Origin of the sequence: Pseudomonas multiresinivorans (assembly GCF_012971725.1) — a bacterium.
GTDB lineage: Bacteria > Pseudomonadota > Gammaproteobacteria > Pseudomonadales > Pseudomonadaceae > Pseudomonas > Pseudomonas multiresinivorans.
On record NZ_CP048833.1, the window covers coordinates 3,118,703 to 3,143,687 of the forward strand.

Consider the following 24,985-nt stretch of genomic DNA (forward strand, 5'->3'; position numbering starts at 1 on the left):
GAAAGCGCGCACTCTAGAGCGTGCGCGGCAGAGCGTCAATCTCGGCCCGCCGCGCGGTTATTCGGTGTGGCTGGCGTCAATCGGGTTCGCGAGCAAGCTCGCTCCTACGAAGAGCACGCGCTCCGTGTAGGAGCGAGCTTGCTCGCGAACCACCAGCGACACTGATCTTACCGACCGTAAACCGGGCTGCCTGCCGACACCTCCTGCGGCCGGGTCAGCACATCGCGCCCCGGCAGGAAGGTGCCGAACACGCGCTCCTTGCCCAACGCTTCGGGGAAGCCGCTTTCACGCCGATACGCCACGCGGCCATTGATCAGAGTGGCGTCCACCGCATCGTCGTTGCGCTTCACCAGCCGCGTCAGCCCGATGACCTCCATGGGCGCCTCGCTGACTTCATCCAGCTCGTCGGTCAGCCCGGCCGGGTTGACCACCACCAGGTCGGCGCGGTCGCCGACGCGGATGTAACCGGCGTCGATCCCGGCGAAATCCGCCAGCTCGCCGGTCAGGCGGTGCACCGCCCGGCCGGTATCCATGAAGCTCTGCCCGGCCAGTTCGGCGTCGCGCACGTACTTGAGCATGCGCAGCGGGAAGTTGTACTGCGCATGGGAGGCCAGGTGCGCACCGGAGTCGGCGAAGCCCGGCTGGGTCCACGGGCTGGCCAGCAGCTTGCCCATGATCTCGGGGCGGTGGTTGCCGTAGCAGGTGGTCCATTTGAGCTCGTTGCGGTACTGACCGGCCAGCTCGAAGAAGGCGTCCACCGGGTCGAGTCCGCGCTCGCGGCCGATGTCCTCGAAATTGCGCCCGACCATCGATGTGTCCGGGCACTCGCGCACCCAGCAGTCGGACAGGTTGCGGTGCCACAGGCCTAGGCTGAGGGTTGCCTTGATGTCCTTCTTGAAGCGTTCACGGAAGGCCGGGTCCTGGATGCGCGTGTAGAGCTCTTCCGGGTCCTTGATGTCGCGCAGCACTTCGCCGGCGCCAAACTCCTCGAAGCCGTTCATGTTCAGCCCCTCGATGCGCACCACGAAGGGCGCTGGCAGGGTCTGCCAGCGGTAGCGGCCGCGCAGCAGGCGGTTGGCGACCCAGCCGGAGGCGCGGGTGATGCGGTGCATGAAGGGCTGGGACTTGAGGTCCAGCGCGGTGAGCATCGAGCACTTCAGCGGCCGGCGGAACCAGCCGTGGGCCTGGTAGAGGAAGGCGAACACGTTGATCTTGGTGACCGCGTTGGGCGCGCCCTGCATCAGCGCGTTGCGCCGGCGCAGTACAGCGAACAGGCGGGAGAATTCCTTCCAGCTGGCGAAGGTGGAGGGCAGCGGGCTGGACCAGGCGCGGTCACCGTCCATCTTGTCCAGGCGGGTGGTCATCACCGACAGGCCGAAGCAACCGGCATCCAGCGCCTGCTCCAGCAGCTCTTCCATGCGTTGCAGTTCGGCTTCGGTGGGCTTGGCGCCGCTGATGGCGCGCTCCAGGCCCATCACCGTGACGCGCAGCTCGGAGTGGCCGAGGAAGGAGCAGAGGTTCGGCCCCAACGGTTGCTGGTCATAGAAGGCGCGGTAGCCCTTGGCGTCCTTCCAGGTACGCTTGTCGCGCAGGATCGGCAGCACCTGCTCGCGCGGCACGGCTTCCACGCGGGTGAACAGGTCGGAACAGTCCTCGGCCTCGCCCAGCACCATGCTGATGGAGCAGGAACCGACGGAGACGGTGGTTACGCCGTGGCGCACCGATTCCTTCAGCGCCGGGGCGGCGATGGCCTCGGCGTCGTAGTGCGAGTGGATTTCCAGGAAGCCCGGGGTGACCCAGCGACCGCTGGCGTCGATGACTTCCGCGCAGCCGCTTTCGTCCAGCGGGCTGACGCTCAGGGTGTCGATACGTCCATTCTTGATGCCGACGTGGCGCAGGCTGCCGGGGGCGTCGCTGCCGTCGAAGTACAGGCCGTTCTTGATGATGATGTCGTAGCTCACAGGAGACTCCAGGGCGACAGCAGCAGGACGCCGCTGACCAGCAGCAGGCAGTGGATGGCGAGGCGGAAATGGTGTTCCTCGAAGCGGTGGTGCAGGCGTTCGCCCAGCCACACGCCGAGCAGCAGCAAGGGTGCGTAGGCGAGCACCTGCGGCAGCGCCGGGCGCAGGCGCCCGTCGAGGAGGAAGGCCAGGGTCAGCAGGCCGTTGAGGGTGAACCAGACGCAGACCAGCGTGGCGCGCAGGCGAGTCTTGTCCAGTGGGCGAGTAGAGAGCGCATAGACCAGCAGCGGCCCGCCGGAGGCGAAAAGTCCGTGGCAGACACCGGCGGCCCCGGTCGCCAGGCGTACCACCCAGCTGGGTGTGTGGCCGCGTGCCGGTGCACTGGCGCGCAGGCGCCACAGTTCGCGGCCGGCGAACCAGAGAATCAGCACGCCCAGGCCGCGCTTGAGCGGTTGCGGGTCCAGATGCGGCAGCAACAGGTAGCCGATCACCATGCCCACCAGCATGCCCGGCAACACGGTACGCAGCAGCAGACGGGTATCGATCAGGCGCCGGTGACGCCAGCACAGGTAGCCGGTCATGCCGATGTTCAGCGGCACCAGGATCGGCAGCAGCGTCTCGATGGGCAGCAGCAGCGCGCCGAGCGACAGGGCGATCACCACACTGCCGAAGCCGGTGATGGCTTCCAGGGTGTAGGCCAGCAGGATGAAGCCGCCGAGGGCGAAAGCCTGTGCGTTCACCGGCCCGCCCCATTCACTGCCGCGACGCCGCTGTCACGCGGCTCGCGGCGCGCCCACCATTGGGCCAGGAGCAGCCCGGAGAACAGCTGCCAGCAGCCCCAGAATGCGGCGATCAGCAGCATGCCGCCGGCCTGCGGGAAGAAGGTGAGGATCAGCGCCATGCCCAGCGCCGAGTTGTGGATGCCGCTTTCCAGGGTGACGGCGCGCACGTCGGCGTCCGGCAGTTTCCATAGCCGCGCGCAGGTGTAGCCCAGCAGCAGCGCCGTGCCATTGAGCAGCAGCACCAGCCAGAAGAACAGGTGGAAGTAGGCCATGAACTGCTGGAAGTTCTTGGCGAAGGCCATGCCGACGAAGCCCAGCATCACCAGCAGCGACAGTTGCCGCATGGGCTTCTCAAGGCGCCGCGCGAGCTGTGGCTTGTGCTTGCCCAGGGCCATGCCCAGCAGCATCGGCAGGATCAGCACCAGTAGCACCACACCGACCAGTTCCAGCGGGTCGATGTGGATCTGTGTGAGGCGGTCGCGGGTGGCCGGGTTGATGCCGGCATACAGGGCGAAGTTCAGCGGCGTGAAGATGCCCGCGCTGAGGCCAGACACCGCCGTGACGCTGGCCGACACGGCGACGTTGCCCCGCGCCATCCAGGTCATGATGTTGGAGAAGGTGCCACTGGGGCAGGTGGCGACCAGGATCATTCCCAGCGCCAGTTCCGGGTCGATGGGCAGGGCGATGGTCAGCAGGCAGGTGGCGGCCGGCAGCAGCAGGAACTGCACCAGCATGCCGATCACCGGCGCCTTGGGCTGGCGCAGGATGCGGGCGAAATCGTCACGGCGCAGTTCCAGCGAGACGCCGAACATCATCAGGGCGATGATGGCATTCAGCGCGATCATCGAACCGCCGGAGAACTCGAGATGGACTTCAGGCATCGCCGTTCTCCCGCAACTGGACAGTGGGGAATGGCGAACGGGCTGCAGCCGGCGGCACGGGCGCGGCTCCGGTGGGATTAGGCATGCAAGGCGACTCTTGTTTGTATTTATCGTTGTAATTGGCAAGCATAGGGCAGCGTTACCGCCCGGTAACGGCTCAATCGGGACCTTCGCCGGTTAATTCGAGACCATGCCGCACACCATTACTGTCCATTACGCCCAGGGCATCCTGCAGGCCGCCGAGCGCCTGGGGCTGCCGGTGCCTGCCGATCTGCAGGCGGCCAGCCTGGAGCCGCGCATTCCGTTGCAGCGCCAGGACGCCTTCTGGGAAGCCATCTGCGCCGCTTCGGGCGATCCGTTGCTGGGCCTGCGCCTGGGCAGTGCGCTGCAGGTCGGGCACCTGGACATGGTCGGCGCGCTGCTGATGAGCTGTGACCACTATGGTGAGGCGCTGGACGCCTTGCTGGAGTATTACCCGATCATCGCCGAGGGCAGCGAGTTCCAGCGCGAGCAGGACGCGACGCAGGTCCGCCTGGTTTATCGGCCGAGCTACGCCGTGCGCCGCGAGGAGCGTGTGGAGGCCGCTCTGGCCAGCCTGGTGCACCTGACCCGCTGGATCACCGGCGACCGGGTCAAGCCGCAGCGACTGACCCTGAGCCATGTCGCACGGGGCGAGCCGGCGCGGTATGTCGAGGTGCTGGGATGCCCGGTAACCTTCGAGGGTGCCGAGAATGCCCTGAGCTTTGCCGTGGCCGACCTCGACGTACCGCTGATTCAGGCCAACGCCCTGATGCGCGAGCACCTGCGTGCGCTGGCCGACGCGCAGCTAGAACGTCTGGGCGCGCAGAGTTTGGCCGCGCGCGTGCAGCAGCTGCTGCGGCAGAACCCACGCTGGGGCAAGGAGAAGGTCGCCGAGCAACTGGAGCTCAGTGGGCGCCACCTCAACCGCAAACTGGCGGAGGAAGGCACCAGCTTCAAGCTGCTGCGCGAACAGGTGTTGCATGGCATGGCCGAACAGCTGCTGCGCGAGTCCTCGCGGCTGGGCGAGGTGGCCGAGCGCCTGGGGTTCTCCGACGAGAGTGCTTTCGCCAAGGCTTTCCGCCGCTGGAGCGGGATGACGCCGGGGCAATTCCGTCAGGGCAACTGAGCCACCTACTGGCGGTCGCGGTCCAGCGACGCCAGCGCATGGGCGGCGGGCAGGTCGATGCGTTGGGGAATGCTGTGCGGGTGTTCGATGGCACCGGTGCCGGGCAGCTTCGACACGAAGAACTGATCGACGCCGAAGAACAGCAGGACCAGGGCGATAGCGCCAATCCAGCAGAGTACGTCGTAGTCCAGCGGCCAACCACGGTGCTGGCGCTGTGAACGGAGGGGAGGCTGGCTTTTCTTCATGGCGGTCACCGCGATCGGGTTGAGGATCGGCGAAGCCAGGGGAGTGCCTGGATTCGCCGACCATTGTCCGGTTGGCGGTGATGTCGGGAACTCAGGGAGCTCTGTAGGACGAGTAGGAATTTCCTCTGTCTGAAAATTCCAGGCTCGTAGGGCGTACAGGGTTCGACGTTATACGCCGTTTCGCTCAGGCGCCCGGCAGCGACTTGTCCTTGGGCCAGAGCAGCCACAGCTGACCGTCCTGCTTCATGTGCCCGGCGAGCTCCCCGGCGGCATCGCCGGTGCCCCAGAACAGGTCCGCGCGCACCTCGCCGACAATGGCGCCGCCGGTGTCCTGCGCTGCGACCGGGCGTACCACAGGCGCGCCATCCGGTCGGGTGGTGGAGAGCCACATCAGGCTGCCCAGTGGGATCACCTTGCGATCGATGGCCACGCTGTAACCGGGCGTCAGCGGCACGTTCAGCGAACCGCGCGGGGCTTCGTTGCTGTCCGGACGCTGGCTGAAGAACACGTAGCTGGGGTTGCTTGCCAGCAGTTCGTCGACGCGCTGCGGGTGGGCGCGGGCCCAGTCGCGGATGCGCGCCATGCTGACTTCTTCCTTGCTCAGCTCGCCCTGTTCCACCAGCCAGCGGCCCACCGGCTTGTACGGGCGACCGTTCTGGTCGGCGTAACCCAGGCGCAACTGGCGGCCGGAGGCGAGCTCCACCCGGCCGGAGCCCTGGATCTGCAGGAACTGCAGGTCCATCGGGTCAGGCAGCCAGGCCAGTACGGGCGCATTGACCCCATCGCGGCGGATGCCGGCGGCGTCAGCGTAAGGTACCAGGGTGTTGCCTTCGAGCTTGCCGCGCAGGCGCTTGCCCTTCAGCTCCGGGTAGACGCTGTCCAGTGCGACGGTGATCAGGTCTTTCGGCACGCCATAGACCGGTACGGTGTGCGTGGCGTCGCGCTGCTGGCTGCCACGGTAGACGGGCTCGTAGTAGCCGGTGATCAGGCCGTTCCTGCTGCCTTCGCCGGAACGCAGCTGGTAGGGCTGCAACCGGGCCTGCATGAATTGGCGGATCGCCGGGGCAGAAGCCGGCACGCTCGCCGCTTCGGCGCAGGTCGCGGCCCAGATGTCATCCTTCTTCAGGCGTACCGCGCAGGCCGAGCGCCAGGCGCTGAAGCCTTGCAGCACATCGGTGTCGGCGGTCTGGGGCAGGTCCGACCAGTCGGCCTTGGAATAGGTGGGCGCCTGGGCTTCTTCGGGCTTTTTGCCGAACAGGCCGCAGCCTGAAAGCAGGGTGGCGAAACACAGGGTGGCGAGGAGAGGGCGGGTCCAGTGGCGGGACGAGTCGGTCACGGGCGAGTCCTGGCAGGCAAACGAAAGCCCGCTAGCTTGGGCAGACGCGGGGCGTGCGTCAAACGCATCGGTCGGATTTACACGCCTTGCAACGAATCCGCGGCCGGACCGGTAGAATGACGTTCTGATTCGACAGACGGGTGGTTAGAGCGTGGAGGCAAGGCAGGGTTTCGTCCTGACCCGACATTGGCGGGATACGCCCGAAGGCACCGAGGTGGGCTTCTGGCTGGCCACCGATGAAGGGCCCCGGCATGTGCTGCTGCCGCCGCAGACCTCGGTGGCCTTCGTGCCGGCCGAGCAGCGCGCCCGCGCCGAGAAGCTGTTGGCCGGCGAGCGCGGTGCCGAACTGCGCCCGCTGGGCCTGCGCGACTTCCAGCAGCGTCCGGTGCTGGGCTTGTACTGCCAGCAGCACCGCCAGTTGATGAACCTTGAAAAGAAGCTGCGCGAGGCGGGCGTCGAAGTATTCGAGGCAGACATTCGTCCGCCCGAGCGCTACCTGATGGAACGCTTCATTACCGCTCCGGTGACCTTCAACGGTGAGCCAGGCGAGGGCGGCAGTATCCTCACGGCGCAACTGCGGCCCGCGCCGGATTATCGGCCAAGGCTGAAGCTGGCCTCGCTGGACATCGAGACCAACATCCGTGGCGACCTTTACTCCATTGCCCTGGAGGGCTGTGGCCAGCGCCAGGTGTACATGCTCGGTCCCGCCAATGGCATCGACGGCGAACGCGATTTCGAACTGGAATACTGCGAGAGCCGTGCGCAGTTGCTGGAGCGCCTGAACCAGTGGCTGGCCGAGCACGATCCCGACGCGATCATCGGCTGGAACCTTGTGCAGTTCGACCTGCGCGTCCTGCAGGAGCACTCCAAGCGCCTGGAGGTCCCGCTGCGTCTGGGGCGTGGCGGCGACGAGATGGGCTGGCGGCAGCATGCCTCGTCCAATCACTTCTTTGCCGCGGCGGCCGGGCGGCTGATCATCGACGGCATCGAAGCGTTGCGCTCGGCGTTCTGGAGTTTCCCCTCGTTCAGCCTGGAAAGTGTCTCGCAAAGCCTGCTGGGCGAAGGCAAGTCCATCGACAACCCCTACGACCGCATGGCCGAGATCGACCGCCGTTTCGCCGAAGACAAGCCGGCGCTGGCGAAATACAACCTCAAGGACTGCGAGCTGGTCACGCGCATCTTCGAGAAGACCCGCATCCTCGACTTCCTGCTGGAGCGCGCCAGTGTCACCGGGCTGCCGGCCGACCGCAGTGGCGGCTCGGTGGCAGCCTTCACCCACCTGTATCTGCCGCCGATGCACCGGTTGGGCTACGTCGCGCCGAACCTCGGTGGCAAGGCGCCGGAGGCGAGCCCTGGCGGATTCGTCATGGATTCGCGGCCGGGGCTTTACGAGTCGGTGCTGGTGCTGGATTACAAGAGCCTGTATCCGTCGATCATCCGCACCTTCCTGATTGACCCGGTCGGGCTGGTCGAAGGGCTGAGCGAGCCGTCCGACGAGGCCTCGATCCCCGGCTTCCGTGGCGGGCGCTTTTCGCGCACGCAGCATTGCCTGCCGGCCATCGTCGAGCGCGTCTGGCAGGGGCGCGACGCCGCCAAGCGCGATGGCAACGCGCCACTTTCCCAGGCGCTGAAGATCATCATGAACGCCTTCTACGGCGTGCTCGGCTCCAGCGGCTGCCGCTTCTTCGACCCACGCCTGGCATCATCGATCACCATGCGCGGCCACGAAATCATGCGTCGTACCCGAGAGCTGATCGAAGGTCAGGGACATCGGGTGATCTACGGCGACACAGACTCCACTTTCGTCTGGCTTGGCCGTGCCCATGGCGAAGAAGAGGCAGCACGGATCGGGCGCGATCTGGTGCACCACGTCAACCAGTGGTGGGCGCAGCACCTGCGCGAGGAGTACGGTCTGGAGTGCGCGCTGGAGATCCAGTTCGAGCGGCACTTCCGGCGCTTCCTGATGCCAACCATCCGTGGCGCGGAAGAGGGCAGCAAGAAGCGCTATGCCGGCCTGGTGCGGCGTGAGAACGGCAGCGACGAGATGGTCTTCAAGGGCCTGGAAACCGTGCGCACGGATTGGTCGCCGCTGGCCCAGCAGTTCCAGCAGGAACTCTACCTGCGCATCTTCCAGCGTCAGCCGTATCGCGATTACGTGCGCGACTACGTGAACCGGACCCTCGCCGGCGAGCAGGACGAGCTGCTGATTTTTCGCAAGCGCCTGCGCCGCCAGCTCGGTGACTACGAACGCAACGTGCCGCCCCACGTGCGCGCGGCGCGCATCGCCGACGACTACAACGAGCGCCAGGGGCGCCCGCGGCAGTACCAGCGCGGTGGCTGGATCAGCTACGTCATCACCGTCAACGGGCCTGAGCCGCTGGAAACGCTCAGCTCGCCCATCGATTACGACCACTACGTCAGCCGACAGCTGCAGCCGATCGCCGACGCCATCCTGCCGTTCGTGGACGACGACTTCGGTGGGCTGATCGACAAGCAGATGGGCCTGTTCTGAGTCCAGAGCTGAAACGAAAAAGGCCGGCGAATGCCGGCCTTTTCTGTACCTGCGAGGCGAATCAGTCGCCGCGGTATTCGCAACCGCTGGTGCAGGTCTCGTGCACGCGCACCTTGAACAGCTCCGGCAGCAGCGGCTTGAGCTGTTGCCAGATCCAGCGGCAGAGATTTTCGCTGGTGGGGTTTTCCAGGCCGGGGATGTCATTCAGGTAGTTATGGTCGAGCTGATCGTAGATCGGCTTGAAGATCTGCTTGATCTCGGCGAAATCGCGAATCCAGCCGGTATGCGGATCGACCTCGCCCTCGATGTAGATGGCAGCTCGGAAGGAGTGGCCATGCAGGCGGCCGCACTGGTGCCCTGCGGGAACGTGGGGCAGGCGGTGGGCGGATTCGAAGGTGAACTCTTTGAACAATTCCACGTGGTGCACTCTGTGACGATTGCCGGCCCGGGAGCGGGTCGGCCGGAAAATGGCTGCATAGTCTATCACCATCGTGCCGCTGGCCCCGCCAGCGGTTCATCCGATTTCCAGCTGCACGATCCGGCATTCGACATGGAGTTTTTCAACTGCTGGTTCGTCCTGCGGTGGAGCACTGCCCAGCCTATTGCCTCACGGTTTCGTCTCTCGTTCCTACAGCTCCAGCAGTGGCCAATCGCAGGTGCCGGTTTTGCGCTGTAGTCCTCTGTGATTGCAGTTGCGGCGAATCCCCATTGATCTGCCGAATTGTCCTACAAATGGCTAAAGGGCTCCCGCCTTAAGCTGGCCACCGCAGTTTTTTTATGTGGCTGGATAAGGAAAACACAGATGTCCGCTGAAAAAGTCCAACTGGTAGAAGTGTCCGAAAATGCAGCCCAGCGGGTTACGTTCAAGGATGGTGGCAAGGTCAAGGCAAAGATCGGTACCAAGTACCTCCTCAAGCTCGACAACAGCGAAGTGGCTCCGGAGAACGTCACGGTCAAGCGGGACGGCAAGGACCTGCTGGTCTTCTTCCAGGGCAGCGACAAGCCTGACCTGGTGATCCAGGACTTCTTCGCCGACGGCATGGACACCCAGCTCTATGGCGTATCCGAAGACGGCCAGATGTATGCGTACGTGCGTACCGACGGTGAAGGCTTCTACAGCCAGCTGTTGCTGGCCGATGGCGAGATGACCCCCATCGCCCTGGGCGGCAACCCGCTGGGTGCTGCGCCGGTGGTCAACGGCGAAATCGACGAATCCGCCGGCTTCCTGCTGTGGCCGCTTCTGGCGGGCGCAGGAGCGGTGGGTGGTGTGGCCGCAGCGACCAAGAGTGATGACAAGCATCACACCAAGACCAGCCCCTCCGTCACTGATACCCAGATCACCGATCATGTGGGGCCGAAGCAGGGCGTGATCGCCAATGGCGAAGCTACCGACGATCCGCGGCCGGTCATTTCCGGCAAGGGTGAGGCGGGCGCAATCATCCACATCTATGACAATGGTCAGGAAATCGGTAGCACCACGGTCGGGCCGGACCAAACCTGGACATTCACCCCCAATGTTGACCTCAACGACGGCAACCACAGCATTGATGTCGTCCAGGAAGGTAAAGGGGAAAAACCCAGTGCTCCCGTCCATGTCATCGACTTCGCCGTCGACACGGTTCCGCCTTCTGCTCCCACTGCCGAGATAAGTGGTGCCGTCGAGCACGATGGCCAGACTTACTCGCCCAGCAATGAACCTTCCATCCATGGTACCGGCGAACCCGGCGATACCATCATCGTCGTTTACCCGACAGGTGAAACCGTTACGGTTGACGTCAAGGACGACGGCACCTGGGTTGCCCCGCCGCCCACTCAGCCGCTCCCCGAAGGCAATAACGACATCAAGGTTATCGCGCAGGACCCAGCGGGCAACCAGACCGAAATCGTCATTCCGGTCATCATCGACACCATCGCTCCGGAAGCGCCGAAAGTCTGGCTGGACCCTGACTCGGACACTGGCGTCAAGGGTGACAACATCACTAATGACACCAGGCCGACCATCGATGGTCACACCGAGCCGGGCGCAGACGTCACGGTGAAGTTCCCGACCGGTGAAACTGTAGTTGTCACCGCCGACGCGAATGGCGATTGGTCCGTCACCCCGACGAAGCCATTGCCGGACGGAGCTGGCGACATCACTGTTGTTGCTACGGATCCCGCTGGCAACCCGAGCCAACCCACAGTCATTTCGCTGGATATCGACACCACAGCTCCCGATGCGCCCAAGGTTTGGCTGGATCCGGCATCCGACACCGGTATCAAGGGCGACAATATCACCAGCGATACCAAGCCAACTATTGACGGCAAGACCGAGCCGAATGCGGACGTCAAGGTGACGCTGCCAACCGGCGAAGTGATCAACGTCAAGGCAGACGGCGACGGTAACTGGTCAGTGACTCCGACCAAACCGCTGACGGAGGGTGACAACAGCATCAGCGTCACCGCGACGGATGCTGCAGGAAACGCCAGTCAGCCGACTGTGATTGTGGTCAACATTGACACGACCAATCCGCCCGAGCCGGTAATTGGTCCGGATGGCACACTCGACATGGTTTACGACAACGTCGAGCCCAAGGTTGGACCGCTCAATAGCGGTGACAGTACCAACGACACTCGGCCAACCTTCTCAGGTAACGGTGAGCCGAATCAGACCATCACCCTGTACGACGGTGGCAAGAAAATCGGCGAGGCAGTTGTCGGCCAGGATGGCAAGTGGAGCTATGAGGCTCCCCAGGATAAGCCACTGTCTGAAGGTGCTCATAACATCACGGTGACCGTGACCGATGTTGCGGGCAATGTCAGTCCGTCTTCGGCCCCGTTCGTCGTGGTAGTGGATACCATTGCCCCGGATGCTCCACAGGTCTGGCTGGACCCTGACTCCGATACGGGCGTCAAGGGCGACGGTATTACCAATGAGACCAGGCCGACCATCGACGGCCATACAGAGCCTCATGCCGATGTGACGGTTACATTGCCCACCGGAGAAGTCCTCACCGCCAAAGCGGATGACAACGGCAACTGGTCGGTTACGCCGAGCCAACCACTGCCGGAGGGTAACAACAACATCAGTGTCACTGCGGCGGACGCTGCTGGAAATACCAGTCAGCCGACCGTTATCGTGGTTGATATCGACACCACTCCACCGGACATTACCAAGCTGTTGATTACGGGTGTGGAAGACCATGTGGCGCCGATCACCGGTAATGTCCCGAATGGCGGCGAAACCGATGATGCGCGTCCGGAGATCAGCGGCAAGGGTACTGCTGGTGATACCGTCATCGTCTTCAGCAAGGACAGCACCGGCAACCATGAGATCGGTCGCGCCACTGTAGGTGCTGATGGTACCTGGAAGCTGACCCCCGCATTTCCACTGGTTTCTGGTACGAACGACCTGACTGCTGTCGAGATGGACGTAGCGGGCAACAAGACCGATCCGAGCGCGAAGTACAGCATTGACGTTGTGATTGGTACGCCGTCGGTGCCGACCATCATCAGCGTTCATGACGATGTCGGTCCATACCAGGGCTTCCTGCAGAAAGGTGATGTCACTGACGACAGCACACCGACCTTCAAGGGCTCCGCTGACGGCGGCAGCGTCATCAAACTGTATGACGGTAGCGCGCTGATCGGCAGCACCATGGCCGATGCCAGCGGTAACTGGAGCATCACCACCGATAAGCTGGCCGACGGTCCGCATGAGGTGATTGCCACCGCTACCAACAGCGTAGGTCAGAGCAGTGATCCGACGGGGGTGTGGAACTTCATCGTCGACACTACCGCGCCGGACAACGTGACGGGTTTGAGCGTCACCGATAACGTCGGCACGGTAACTGGTCCGCTGCATGCCGGTGATACCACCGACGACAACCGTCCGGTGTTCAGCGGTGGTGCCGAGCCAAACGGCAAGGTCATCATCTACGACAACGGCAAGGCAATCGGCGAAGCCGATGTGGGGGCCGATGGCAAATGGAGTTTCATCCCGACCGCCGCGTTGGCTAATGGCGACCATGCGTTCAGCACGGAGGTGCTCGACCGGGCTGGTAACAGCAGTGGTCAGAGCGTTCCACTGAACGTGATCGTGGACACGTCCAAGGTGCTGGTCTCGATCACCCACCTGATCGACGATGTCGGCAGCATCACTGGTGACATCAGTAACGGTGGCTCCACCGACGATACTCGTCCGACCATCCAGGGTACTGGCAAGGTCGGCAGCATCATCACCGTATATGACGGTTCTACCAAACTGGGAACCGCCGGGGTGATGGCTGATGGTAGCTGGACCTTCAAGCCAACGGCCTCTCTGTCCGAAGGTGCGCACACCATCAAGGCCACTGCAACCGATCTGGCAGGCAATGTCAGCGACCCAGCGACGTTCGTTTTCATCGTTGATACCACTGCGCCAGGCAAGCCGACTATCGACCAGGTTCTGGATGATGTGGGCGCGGTTCAGGGGCCGATCGCCAATGGCGGGGTGAGTGACGACCCGAACCCGACCCTCTCGGGGAAAGCCGAAGCTGGCTCCAGGGTGGCGGTCTACGATAACGGCGCCAAGCTGGGCGAAGTGATCGCCGACAAGTCGGGTCAATGGAGCTATACACCAACCACCCCGATCACCGAAGGTAAGCATGACTTCACCGTCACTGCGACCGACGCTGCTGGAAATACCAGCGCCAACTCGGACGTCTTCAGTATCACCACTGACTACAGCGCCCCCGTCAAGCCGAGCATCGATTCGGTGTACGACTATGTGGGCGAGATCCAGGGCGTGGTTGCCAGGGGTGGCGTGACCGATGACTCCAAGCCGGTCCTCTCCGGCGAGGCGGAGCCCGGTTCCAAGGTCATTATCTACGACAACGGCTCGAAGCTGGGTGAAACGGTCGCCGATGCCAATGGGGCTTGGAGCTACACACCCGCCATTGCGCTTTCCGAAGGTCATCATGACTTTACGATCACAGCGACCGATGCTGCAGGAAACGTCAGCGTCAAGTCCGATGTTTACGCGGTAGATACCGACTACACCCCGCCGGACTTTACCAAGCTGTCGATCACCGGTGTTGAAGATCACGTCGGCCTGATCACAGGCAACATCGTGAATGGTGGCGAGACCGATGACGCGCGTCCGGAGATCAGCGGTAAGGGTACCGCTGGCGATACCGTCATCGTCTTCAGCAAGGACAGCACCGGCAACCATGAGATCGGCCGGGCCACTGTAGATTCTGATGGCACCTGGAAGTTGACCCCGTCACTCCCACTGGTTTCCGGCGTTAACGACCTGACCGCTGTCGAGATGGATGCGGCAGGCAACAAGACCGCGCCATGCGAAAAGTACAGCGTCACCTTGGTGACGGTAGGCCCATCGGTACCAGCCATCGATAACGTGTACGACGATGTAGGGCCGTATACCGGCTTCCTGCAGAAGGGCGACGTGACCGACGACAGCCAGCCGACCTTCAAGGGCTCCTCCGATCCGGGCACCATCGTCAAGTTGTATGACGGCAGCACCCTGATCGGTAGTGCCGTTACCGATGCCAATGGCAAGTGGGAAATCACCACAAGTGTTCTGGCTGACGGTACGCACAATGTAGTTGCCACTGCGACCAATAGCGTGGGTCTGGTTAGCAGCCCGACGGGAGGCTGGAACTTCAGCGTCGACACCACGGCACCGGCCAACGTGACCGGCCTTACGGTGACCGACAACGTTGGCGCGGTAACTGGCCCGCTACACGCCGGTGATACCACCGACGACAACCGTCCGGTGTTCAGCGGTGGTGCCGAGCCGAATGGCAAGGTCATCATCTTCGACAACGGCGCGAAGATCGGCGAAGCCGATGTGGGTGCCGACGGCAAGTGGAGCTTCACGCCGACCGCCTCGTTGCCTGATGGCAACCATGCATTCAGCACGGAAGTACTGGACAAGGCCGGCAACAGCAGCGGTCAGAACAGTCCGCTGAACGTGATCGTGGATACCATTGGCATGCCGGTCTTGATCACACATGTGGTCGACGATGTCGGCAGCATCACCGGCGACATCAGCAATGGTGGCTATACCGACGATACCCGTCCGGAGATCCAGGGTGTCGGGAAAGCCGGTAGCATCATCAAAGTCTTTGATGGCAACGTCGAACTGGGCAGCACCACGGTGAAAGCCGATGGCACCTGGAGTTTCACCCCGGTCTCGGACTTGGGGCAGGGTGCGCACAGCATTACCGCCACCGCAACAGATAAGGCGGGTAACGTCAGCGATCCGACCACGGCGTTCACCTTCACCATCGATACCGTGGCACCGGTCAAACCGACCATCGACCTGGTAATTGATGACGTGGGCGCCATCCAGGGCCCGATCGCCAACCATGGCGTGACGGACGACCCGACCCCGACGCTGTCGGGCCAGGCCGAAGCCAACTCGAAAGTCACCATCTACGACAACGGCTCGGTGCTGGGCTCGGTGATGGCCGACGCCAATGGCGCGTGGAGCTACACGCCAACCACCGGTATCAGCGAGGGTGATCACAACTTCACCGTCGATGCGACCGACAAGGCTGGCAACACCAGCACCAAGTCGGATGTCTTCAGCCTCACCACCGACTACACCCCGCCGGACTACAGCAAGCTGGCCGTTACTGGCGTGCTGGACAGCGTGGGTGAAGTGACCGGTAACGTCGCCAACAATGGCAGCACCGACGACACCCGTCCGGTGATCAGTGGTACCGGCACGGCCGGTGACACGATCTTCGTCTACGACAAGGACTCCACTGGCAACCATCAGATCGGCAGTGCCATCGTCGATGCCAGCGGCCACTGGTCGCTGACCCCGACGGCCCCCTTGATCTCGGGGGTCAACGAGCTGACTGCGGTCGAGCGTGACGTGGCAGGCAACACCACGGCGCCGAGCGCGAAATACAGCGTCACCGTGGTGACGGTAGGACCAGCTGTGCCGACCATCGAAAGCGTCTTCGACGATGTAGGGCCGTATACCGGTTTCCTGCAGAAGGGCGACGTGACCGACGACAGCCAGCCGACCTTCAAGGGCACTTCGGATGCGGGCACTACCGTCAAGCTGTACGACGGCAGCACCCTGATCGGCAGTGCGGTGGCCGATGCCAATGGCAGCTGGAGCATTACCACCAGCGCGCTGGCGGATGGTCTGCACAACGTCACTGCCACGGCGACCGATCCTATCGGTCAGGTCAGTGCACCGACTGGAGGTTGGAACTTCAGCGTCGACACTACGGCACCGGCCAACGTGACCGGCCTGGCGGTGACCGACAACGTGGGCGCGGTAACTGGCCCGCTGCATGCGGGTGATACCACTGACGACAACCGTCCGGTGTTCAGCGGCGGAGCCGAGCCAAACGGCAAGGTCATCATCTACGACAACGGCAAGGCAATCGGCGAGGCCGATGTAGGTGCCGATGGCAAGTGGAGCTTCACGCCGACCGCCTCGTTGCCTGATGGCAACCATGCGTTCAGCACGGAAGTGCTGGACAAGGCTGGCAACAGCAGCGGTCAGAACGCCCCGCTGAGCGTGATCGTGGATACCTCCAAGGTCCTGGTCTCGATTACCCACCTGATCGATGATGTCGGTAGCATCACCGGCGACATCAGCAACGGTGGCTATACCGACGATACCCGTCCGGAAATCCAGGGTACTGGCAAGGCTGGCAGCATTGTCACGATCTCCGACGGCACCACAGTACTGGGCTCGGTGACCGTGGGTGCGAGCGAGAAGTGGAGCTTCACCCCGGCCTTCGATCTGGGGCAGGGTGCTCACAGCATTACCGCTACCGCAACGGATAAGGCAGGTAATGTCAGCGATCCGACTGCGCCGTTCACCTTCATCATCGATACCGTGGCACCGGTCAAGCCGACCATCGACCTGGTAATTGATGACGTGGGTGCCATCCAGGGCCCGATCGCCAACCATGGCGTGACGGACGACCCGACCCCGACGCTGTCGGGGCAGGCCGAAGCCAACTCGAAGGTCACCATCTACGACAACGGCTCGGTGCTGGGCTCGGTGATGGCCGACGCCAATGGCGCCTGGAGCTACACGCCGACCACCGGTATCAGCGAGGGTGATCACAACTTCACCGTCGATGCGACCGACAAGGCTGGCAACACCAGCGTCAAGTCGGATGTCTTCAGCCTCACCACCGACTACACCCCGCCGGACTACAGCAAGCTGGCCATTACTGGCGTGCTGGACAGCGTGGGTGAAGTGACCGGTAACGTCGCCAACAATGGCAGCACCGACGACACCCGTCCGGTGATCAGTGGTACCGGCACGGCCGGTGACACGATCTTCGTCTACGACAAGGACTCCACCGGCAACCATCAGGTCGGCAGTGCCATCGTCGATGCCAGCGGCCACTGGTCGCTGACCCCGACGGCCCCCTTGATCTCGGGGGTCAACGAGCTGACTGCGGTCGAGCGTGACGTGGCAGGCAACACCACGGCGCCGAGCGCGAAATACAGCGTCACCGTGGTGACGGTAGGACCAGCTGTGCCGACCATCGAAAGCGTCTTCGACGATGTAGGGCCGTATACCGGTTTCCTGCAGAAGGGCGACGTGACCGACGACAGCCAGCCGACCTTCAAGGGCACTTCGGATGCGGGCACTACCGTCAAGCTGTACGACGGCAGCACCCTGATCGGCAGTGCGGTGGCCGATGCCAATGGCAGCTGGAGCATTACCACCAGCGCGCTGGCGGATGGTCTGCACAACGTCACTGCCACGGCGACCGATCCTATCGGTCAGGTCAGTGCACCGACTGGAGGTTGGAACTTCAGCGTCGACACCACGGCACCGGCCAACGTGACCGGCCTGACGGTGACCGACAACGTCGGCGCGGTAACTGGTCCGCTGCACGCCGGTGATACCACCGACGACAACCGTCCGGTGTTCAGTGGTGGTGCCGAGCCAAATGGCAAGGTCATCATCTTCGACAACGGCGCGAAGATCGGCGAAGCCGATGTGGGTGCCGATGGCAAGTGGAGCTTCACGCCGACCGCCTCGTTGCCTGATGGCAACCATGCGTTCAGCACGGAAGTGCTGGACAAGGCTGGCAACAGCAGCGGTCAGAACGCCCCGCTGAGCGTGATCGTGGATACCTCCCAGGTGCTGGTCTCGATTACCCACCTGATCGATGATGTCGGTAGCATCACCGGCGACATCAGCAACGGTGGCTATACCGACGATACCCGTCCGGAAATCCAGGGTACTGGCAAGGCTGGCAGCATTGTCACGATCTCCGACGGCACCACAGTACTGGGCTCGGTGACCGTGGGTGCGAGCGAGAAGTGGAGCTTCACCCCGGCCTTCGATCTGGGGCAGGGTGCTCACAGCATTACCGCTACCGCAACGGATAAGGCAGGTAATGTCAGCGATCCGACTGCGCCGTTCACCTTCATCATCGATACCGTGGCACCGGTCAAACCGACCATCGACCTGGTAATTGATGACGTGGGCGCCATCCAGGGCCCGATCGCCAACCATGGCGTGACGGACGACCCGACCCCGACGCTGTCGGGCCAGGCCGAAGCCAACTCGAAAGTCACCATCTACGACAACGGCTCGGTGCTGGGCTCGGTGATGGCCGACGCCAATGGCGCCTGGAGCTACACGCCGACCACCGGTATCAGCGAGGGTGATCACAACTTCACCGTCGATGCGACCGACAAGGCCGGCAACACCAGCGTCAAGTCGGATGTCTTCAGTCTCACCACCGACTACACCCCGCCGGACTACAGCAAGCTGGCCATTACTGGCGTGCTGGACAGCGTGGGTGAAGTGACCGGTAACGTCGCCAACAATGGCAGCACCGACGACACCCGTCCGGTGATCAGTGGTACCGGTACGGCCGGTGACACGATCTTCGTCTACGACAAGGACTCCACTGGCAACCATCAGATCGGCAGTGCCATCGTCGATGCCAGCGGCCACTGGTCGCTGACCCCGACGACAGGGCTCAATTCGGGTCTCAACGAGTTGACCGCGGTCGAGCGTGACGTGGCGGGCAACACCACGGCGCCGAGCGCGACATACAGCGTCACCGTGATGACGGTAGGGCCGGCTGTACCGACCATCGAAAGCGTCTTCGACGATGTAGGGCCGTACACCGGCTTCCTGCAGAAAGGCGACGTGACCGACGACAACCAGCCGACCTTCAAGGGCACTTCGGATGCGGGCACTACCGTCAAGCTGTACGACGGCAGCACCCTGATCGGCAGTGCGGTGGCCGATGCCAATGGCAGCTGGAGCATTACCACCAGCGCGCTGGCGGACGGTCTGCACAACGTCACTGCCACGGCGACCGATCCTATCGGTCAGGTCAGTGCACCGACTGGAGGCTGGAACTTCAGCGTCGACACCACGGCACCGGCCAATGTGACCGGCCTGGCGGTGACCGACAACGTGGGCGCGGTAACTGGCCCGCTACACGCCGGTGATACCACCGACGACAACCGTCCGGTGTTCAGCGGTGGTGCCGAGCCGAATGGCAAGGTCATCATCTTCGACAACGGCGCGAAGATCGGCGAAGCCGATGTGGGTGCCGACGGCAAGTGGAGCTTCACGCCGACCGCCGCGTTGCCTGATGGCAACCATGCATTCAGCACGGAAGTACTGGATAAGGCTGGCAACAGCAGCGGTCAGAACAGCCCGCTGAACGTGATCGTGGATACCTCCCAGGTGCTGGTCTCGATTACCCACCTGATCGACGATGTCGGTAGCATCACCGGCGACATCAGCAATGGTGGCTATACCGACGATACTCGTCCGGAAATCCAGGGTACTGGCAAGGCTGGCAGCACCATCAAAGTTTCCGATGGGACTGTCGAGCTGGGCAGCACTACGGTGAAAGCCGATGGCACCTGGAGTTTCACCCCGGTCTCGGACATGGGACAGGGTGAACACAGCATTACCGCTACCGCAACGGATAAGGCCGGTAACGTCAGCGATCCGACAACGCCGTTCACCTTCATCATCGATACCGTGGCACCGGTCAAACCGAGCATCGATCTGGTGACCGATGACGTGGGCGCCATCCAGGGCCCGATCGCCAACCATGGCGTGACGGATGATCCGACCCCGACGCTGTCGGGGCAGGCCGAAGCCAACTCGAAGGTCACCATCTACGACAACGGCTCGGTGCTGGGCTCGGTGATGGCCGACGCCAATGGCGCCTGGAGCTACACGCCGACCACCGGTATCAGCGAGGGTGATCACAACTTCACCGTCGATGCGACCGACAAGGCCGGCAACACCAGCGTCAAGTCGGATGTCTTCAGTCTCACCACCGACTACACCCCGCCGGACTACAGCAAGCTGGCCATTACTGGCGTGCTGGACAGCGTGGGTGAAGTGACCGGTAACGTCGCCAACAATGGCAGCACCGACGACACCCGTCCGGTGATCAGTGGTACCGGTACGGCCGGTGACACGATCTTCGTCTACGACAAGGACTCCACTGGCAACCATCAGATCGGCAGTGCCATCGTCGATGCCAGCGGCCACTGGTCGCTGACCCCGACGACAGGGCTCAATTCGGGTCTCAACGAGTTGACCGCGGTCGAGCGTGACGTGGCGGGCAACACCACGGCGCCGAGCGCGACATACAGCGTCACCGTGATGACGGTAGGGCCGGCTGTACCGACCATCGAAAGCGTCTTCGACGATGTAGGGCCGTACACCGGCTTCCTGCAGAAAGGCGACGTGACCGACGACAACCAGCCGACCTTCAAGGGCACTTCGGATGCGGGCACTACCGTCAAGCTGTACGACGGCAGCACCCTGATCGGCAGTGCGGTGGCCGATGCCAATGGCAGCTGGAGCATTACCACCAGCGCGCTGGCGGACGGTCTGCACAACGTCACTGCCACGGCGACCGATCCTATCGGTCAGGTCAGTGCACCGACTGGAGGCTGGAACTTCAGCGTCGACACCACGGCACCGGCCAATGTGACCGGCCTGGCGGTGACCGACAACGTGGGCGCGGTAACTGGCCCGCTACACGCCGGTGATACCACCGACGACAACCGTCCGGTGTTCAGCGGTGGTGCCGAGCCGAATGGCAAGGTCATCATCTTCGACAACGGCGCGAAGATCGGCGAAGCCGATGTGGGTGCCGACGGCAAGTGGAGCTTCACGCCGACCGCCGCGTTGCCTGATGGCAACCATGCATTCAGCACGGAAGTACTGGATAAGGCTGGCAACAGCAGCGGTCAGAACAGCCCGCTGAACGTGATCGTGGATACCTCCCAGGTGCTGGTCTCGATTACCCACCTGATCGACGATGTCGGTAGCATCACCGGCGACATCAGCAATGGTGGCTATACCGACGATACTCGTCCGGAAATCCAGGGTACTGGCAAGGCTGGCAGCACCATCAAAGTTTCCGATGGGACTGTCGAGCTGGGCAGCACTACGGTGAAAGCCGATGGCACCTGGAGTTTCACCCCGGTCTCGGACATGGGACAGGGTGAACACAGCATTACCGCTACCGCAACGGATAAGGCCGGTAACGTCAGCGATCCGACAACGCCGTTCACCTTCATCATCGATACCGTGGCACCGGTCAAACCGAGCATCGATCTGGTGACCGATGACGTGGGCGCCATCCAGGGCCCGATCGCCAACCATGGCGTGACGGACGACCCGACCCCGACGCTGTCGGGGCAGGCCGAAGCCAACTCGAAGGTCACCATCTACGACAACGGCTCGGTGCTGGGCTCGGTGATGGCCGACGCCAATGGCGCCTGGAGCTACACGCCGACCACCGGTATCAGCGAGGGAGATCACAACTTCACCGTCGATGCGACCGACAAGGCCGGCAACACCAGCGTCAAGTCGGATGTCTTCAGCCTCACTACCGACTACACCCCGCCGGATTACACCAAGCTGGCGATCACTGGCGTGCTGGACAGCGTGGGTGATATCACCGGTAACATCGGTAACGGTGGCCTCACTGATGACTCGCGTCCGGTGATCAGCGGTACCGGTACAGCTGGCGACATCATCACGGTGTACACAAAGGACAGCAACGATAATCACAAGATCGGCAGCGCCATTGTTGATGCCAATGGCAATTGGTCCATGCAGCCCTCGGCCGCACTGGTCTCGGGCCTGAACGACCTGACTGCGGTGGAGTCCGACCCGGCTGGCAACAGTACGGCGCCGAGCTCGAAGTACAGCATTACGCTGGATTCGTCGGTACCGAGCAACCTCGCCACTATCACCGGGATCACCGAAGATACGGGGATTTCCGACCATGACTTCATCACCCGCGATCAGACTCTGGTGATCAATGGGAAGGTGGATACGGCGGTGTCGGCCGGTGAGAAGGTGCAGTTCTCCTCCGACGGGGGCGTGAGCTGGAAGGACGCCGTGCTGAGCGAGGATCGTCTGCGCTGGTCCTATGACAACACTTCGGTGACGATGGCGGCGGGTACCTATATCTTCGAGGCGCGCGTGGTCAGCCAGACCGGTATTGCCGGCCAGGTAACGACCCAGCAGGTGATCATCGACATCTCCGGGCCGAGCAACACCACGACGATTGACCTGGATCCGGGTAGCGACTGGGGTGATTACAACGACGACAACATCACTGGCGATGCCACGCCGACCATCAACGGCAAGGTAACCACCGGCAGCGATGCCTTCGACAAGCTCACCGTTACCCTGTTCGATGACAAGAACAACGATGGCAAGCTGGATGCGGGCGACACCGTCTTCGTCAGTGGCGTCAAGGTCAACTCAGATGGCACCTGGACAGTCGACCTGCCGAGCCTCAAGGACGGCACCTACAAGCTCAAGGCCGTGGTGGTCGACGAGGCGGGTAACGTACAGACACCGAATGCCGGCAAGCTGATCGGCGCCCATGGCGGTACCGACGACCTGGTGATCAACAGTGCTACGCGCAGTACGCTGGTCGGCGAGAAGCCGGGCGACAACGCTGGCTGGCTGATCACCAACGTGGGCGACTTCAATGGCGACGGCATCGATGACTTCTTCGTTACGGCGCCCAATGCCAACACCACCAGCAGCGATCTCGGCAAGTCCTACCTGATCTATGGCACTGGGAGCGGCCTACCGAACCTGGGGAACCTGGGAGCGTTGAAGCCGAGCCAGGGACTGATCATTACCAACACCGATCCGCGCTTCACGCAGGAAGGCATGGTTGCTTCGGCGCTGGCTGACTTCAACGGTGACGGTTACGCCGACATCGCGGTGGGCAGCCACTACCAGGACAGCATGTATGTGCTCTTCGGTGGGCCGAATGGCACCTACACCAATGGCACGCTGGACCTCAAGTCGATCAACGACGGCGATAACAGCCACGGCTTCCTGATCTCGACCCGTAACCCGGTCACCGGTCACGGCACCGACTCCTGGATGTTCTTCGGTTCGGCGGGCGGCGACATCGATGGTGATGGCTACACCGACCTGATCTTCAGCAACTGGGGCGGCTACACCAACGGCTCCGCGGGCTGGAAGCAGGGCTCGGTTCAGGTCATCTACGGCGGCGCTACCCTGGCCGACGGCAAGCCGTGGCAGAACATCTACATGAAGTACGTCGGGACCGATGCTCGATACCCCGACACCTTCGTGCCGACCACGGACCTGGCCAAGGAGACCATTACCTCGGACGTGCGCAACACCACGTTCGCCCTGGCGGCTGGCGACAAGGCGGCGATGGGCCTGTACATGGGCACTGTTGGCGACATCAACGGCGATGGTATCGAGGACATGTTCTTCGAGGGTAACGATGGCACCACCAGCTATCTGGTTTATGGCAAGGCGGGCGGCTTCGGGACCACGATGGACCTGGCGAAATTCCGCGATGGCATTGACGGTGTGCGCTTCGTCACCGCCGACAACAACATGCTGGTGGATCGCTGGTATGGCTACCACCCGGTTGCCCGCCTGGGCGACATCAACGGTGATGGCGTGGACGACTTTGCCTTCGGCATGCCGAACGCTGGCATCGACCGCACCGTAGTTATTTACGGCAAGAAGGGTGGTCTCGACGTTACCCAGCCAATCGGTCTGGCCAACTCGGCTACCGGTGCGGTTCCGGCCGGTAGCCGCGCGCTGACCAGCGCCGATGGCTTCACCATCCTCAACGACAAGTCCACGACGTCCAAATGGGTCGATGCGAACGAGTGGTTCGGTGCCGGCATTGTCGGCGGCGGAGACGTCAACGGTGATGGTATCGCTGACTTCATCATCGGTGCGCCGAAGGTGACCGCTAACGGCAAGAGCGAGTGTGGGGCGATCTACGTCATCTACGGCCGTGAGGAAAACTTCACCAACGGTGTTCCGGCGATCTCGATTACTGATCTGATCAGTGATCCGAGCAAGGGTTATGTCCTTTACGGCCAGACCGCCGGCGAACACCTGGGGCAGTCCGTGGCCATGGGTGACTGGAACGGCGACGGCATCATCGACATTGCCGGCAGTGCTCCAACCAGCAGCATCTATGGGACCTATCCGGATGGCAGCACCGACACCACTCACGGAGGCAGTAATTCCGGCGCGGCGTACATCTACTACTCGAAGGCCGACTTCACCAAGATGTACACCACCGGTGACGACGTGATCATCGCCGATGGCAAGGGTATCGACGGGAAGCCGGTCGACCACAACCTGATCCTGGGCGGTGCCGGCAACGACACCATCCTGAACATCGGCAAGGGCGACTTCGCCAACGGCGGTTCCGGTAACGACTCGATCCACGTCGTTTCCCTGGACTTCCGCGCAGTGGATGGCGGCACCGGTACCGACACCCTGGTACTGGACGGCAGCGGCCTGAACCTCAACCTGGGCGCCATGCAGGCCAAGGTCATGAACTTCGAGAAGTTCGACCTGGGCAGCGGGGGCAACTCGATGACGGTGAAGCTGGATGACGTTCTGCGCATGGGCCAGACCGACATGATGTTCAAGGACGGCAAGAAGCAGATGGTGATCGATGGGCAGACCGGCAGTGTCGACCTGACCAAGACCGGTATCGCCTGGACCGAGTCCACCGCCTCCAGCGATGGCCATAGCTACAAGGTTTATACCTATGGCTCGGCCGAGCTGCTGGTCGAGGACAAGCTGCAGGTTCACCTCGTCGGCTAAG

The 24,985-nt window shown here is 62.9% G+C and carries 9 protein-coding genes; 3 read left to right on the plus strand and 6 right to left on the minus strand.

The window, feature by feature from the left end; translation table 11 throughout:
* Positions 1 to 167: 167 nt before the first annotated feature.
* The 3 genes from G4G71_RS14170 to G4G71_RS14180 are packed head-to-tail and all read right to left on the minus strand — an operon-like array spanning position 168 to position 3,624.
* Positions 168 to 1,961, minus strand: coding sequence for an N-acyl-D-amino-acid deacylase family protein (locus tag G4G71_RS14170; protein ID WP_169938541.1), 1,794 nt, complete (start codon positions 1,959 to 1,961; stop codon positions 168 to 170).
* Positions 1,958 to 2,701, minus strand: a complete 744-nt coding sequence (locus G4G71_RS14175) for a sulfite exporter TauE/SafE family protein (protein WP_169938543.1) — start codon at positions 2,699 to 2,701, stop codon at positions 1,958 to 1,960. The genes G4G71_RS14170 and G4G71_RS14175 overlap by 4 nt, the downstream gene beginning before the upstream one ends.
* The gene (locus G4G71_RS14180) at positions 2,698 to 3,624 is read right to left on the minus strand and encodes a bile acid:sodium symporter family protein (protein WP_169938545.1); all 927 of its coding nucleotides are present in this window, start codon (positions 3,622 to 3,624) and stop codon (positions 2,698 to 2,700) included. Before G4G71_RS14180 ends, G4G71_RS14175 begins: the two co-directional genes overlap by 4 nt.
* A 190-nt stretch (positions 3,625 to 3,814) precedes the next feature.
* On the opposite strand from G4G71_RS14180, the gene qhpR reads away from it, so the two are divergent.
* Positions 3,815 to 4,771 carry an AraC-like transcriptional regulator QhpR gene (gene qhpR, locus G4G71_RS14185; protein WP_169938547.1) on the plus strand — a complete coding sequence of 319 codons (957 nt, stop codon included), beginning with the start codon at positions 3,815 to 3,817 and terminating at the stop codon, positions 4,769 to 4,771.
* Positions 4,772 to 4,776: 5 nt separating this feature from the next.
* Here the strand turns inward: qhpR and G4G71_RS14190 are convergent, their stop codons facing one another.
* Both G4G71_RS14190 and mltA read right to left on the minus strand, forming a co-directional pair.
* The gene (locus tag G4G71_RS14190) at positions 4,777 to 5,016 is read right to left on the minus strand and encodes a hypothetical protein (RefSeq protein ID WP_169938549.1); all 240 of its coding nucleotides are present in this window, start codon (positions 5,014 to 5,016) and stop codon (positions 4,777 to 4,779) included.
* 184 nt (positions 5,017 to 5,200) lie between these two features.
* The gene (gene mltA, locus G4G71_RS14195; protein WP_169938551.1) at positions 5,201 to 6,352 is read right to left on the minus strand and encodes a murein transglycosylase A; all 1,152 of its coding nucleotides are present in this window, start codon (positions 6,350 to 6,352) and stop codon (positions 5,201 to 5,203) included.
* A 151-nt stretch (positions 6,353 to 6,503) separates the two neighbouring features.
* On the opposite strand from mltA, the gene G4G71_RS14200 reads away from it, so the two are divergent.
* Positions 6,504 to 8,864: a DNA polymerase II gene (locus G4G71_RS14200; RefSeq protein ID WP_169938554.1), complete on the plus strand. Its 2,361-nt coding sequence runs from the start codon at positions 6,504 to 6,506 to the stop codon at positions 8,862 to 8,864.
* A gap of 61 nt (positions 8,865 to 8,925) precedes the next feature.
* Here the strand turns inward: G4G71_RS14200 and queD are convergent, their stop codons facing one another.
* The gene (gene queD, locus G4G71_RS14205; protein WP_169938556.1) at positions 8,926 to 9,282 is read right to left on the minus strand and encodes a 6-carboxytetrahydropterin synthase QueD; all 357 of its coding nucleotides are present in this window, start codon (positions 9,280 to 9,282) and stop codon (positions 8,926 to 8,928) included.
* 384 nt (positions 9,283 to 9,666) lie between these two features.
* On the opposite strand from queD, the gene G4G71_RS14210 reads away from it, so the two are divergent.
* Positions 9,667 to 24,984: an Ig-like domain-containing protein gene (locus G4G71_RS14210; protein WP_169938558.1), complete on the plus strand. Its 15,318-nt coding sequence runs from the start codon at positions 9,667 to 9,669 to the stop codon at positions 24,982 to 24,984.
* The last annotated feature ends 1 nt before the right edge of the window (position 24,985 follow it).

Excerpts from the sequence above, each read along its gene's own strand:
- G4G71_RS14180 (WP_169938545.1), bottom strand. The coding sequence starts at position 3,624 with ATGCCTGAAGTCCATCTCGAGTTCTCCGGCGGTTCGATGATCGCGCTG.
- qhpR (WP_169938547.1), top strand. The coding sequence starts at position 3,815 with ATGCCGCACACCATTACTGTCCATTACGCCCAGGGCATCCTGCAGGCC.
- G4G71_RS14190 (WP_169938549.1), bottom strand. The coding sequence starts at position 5,016 with ATGAAGAAAAGCCAGCCTCCCCTCCGTTCACAGCGCCAGCACCGTGGT.
- G4G71_RS14210 (WP_169938558.1), top strand. The coding sequence starts at position 9,667 with ATGTCCGCTGAAAAAGTCCAACTGGTAGAAGTGTCCGAAAATGCAGCC.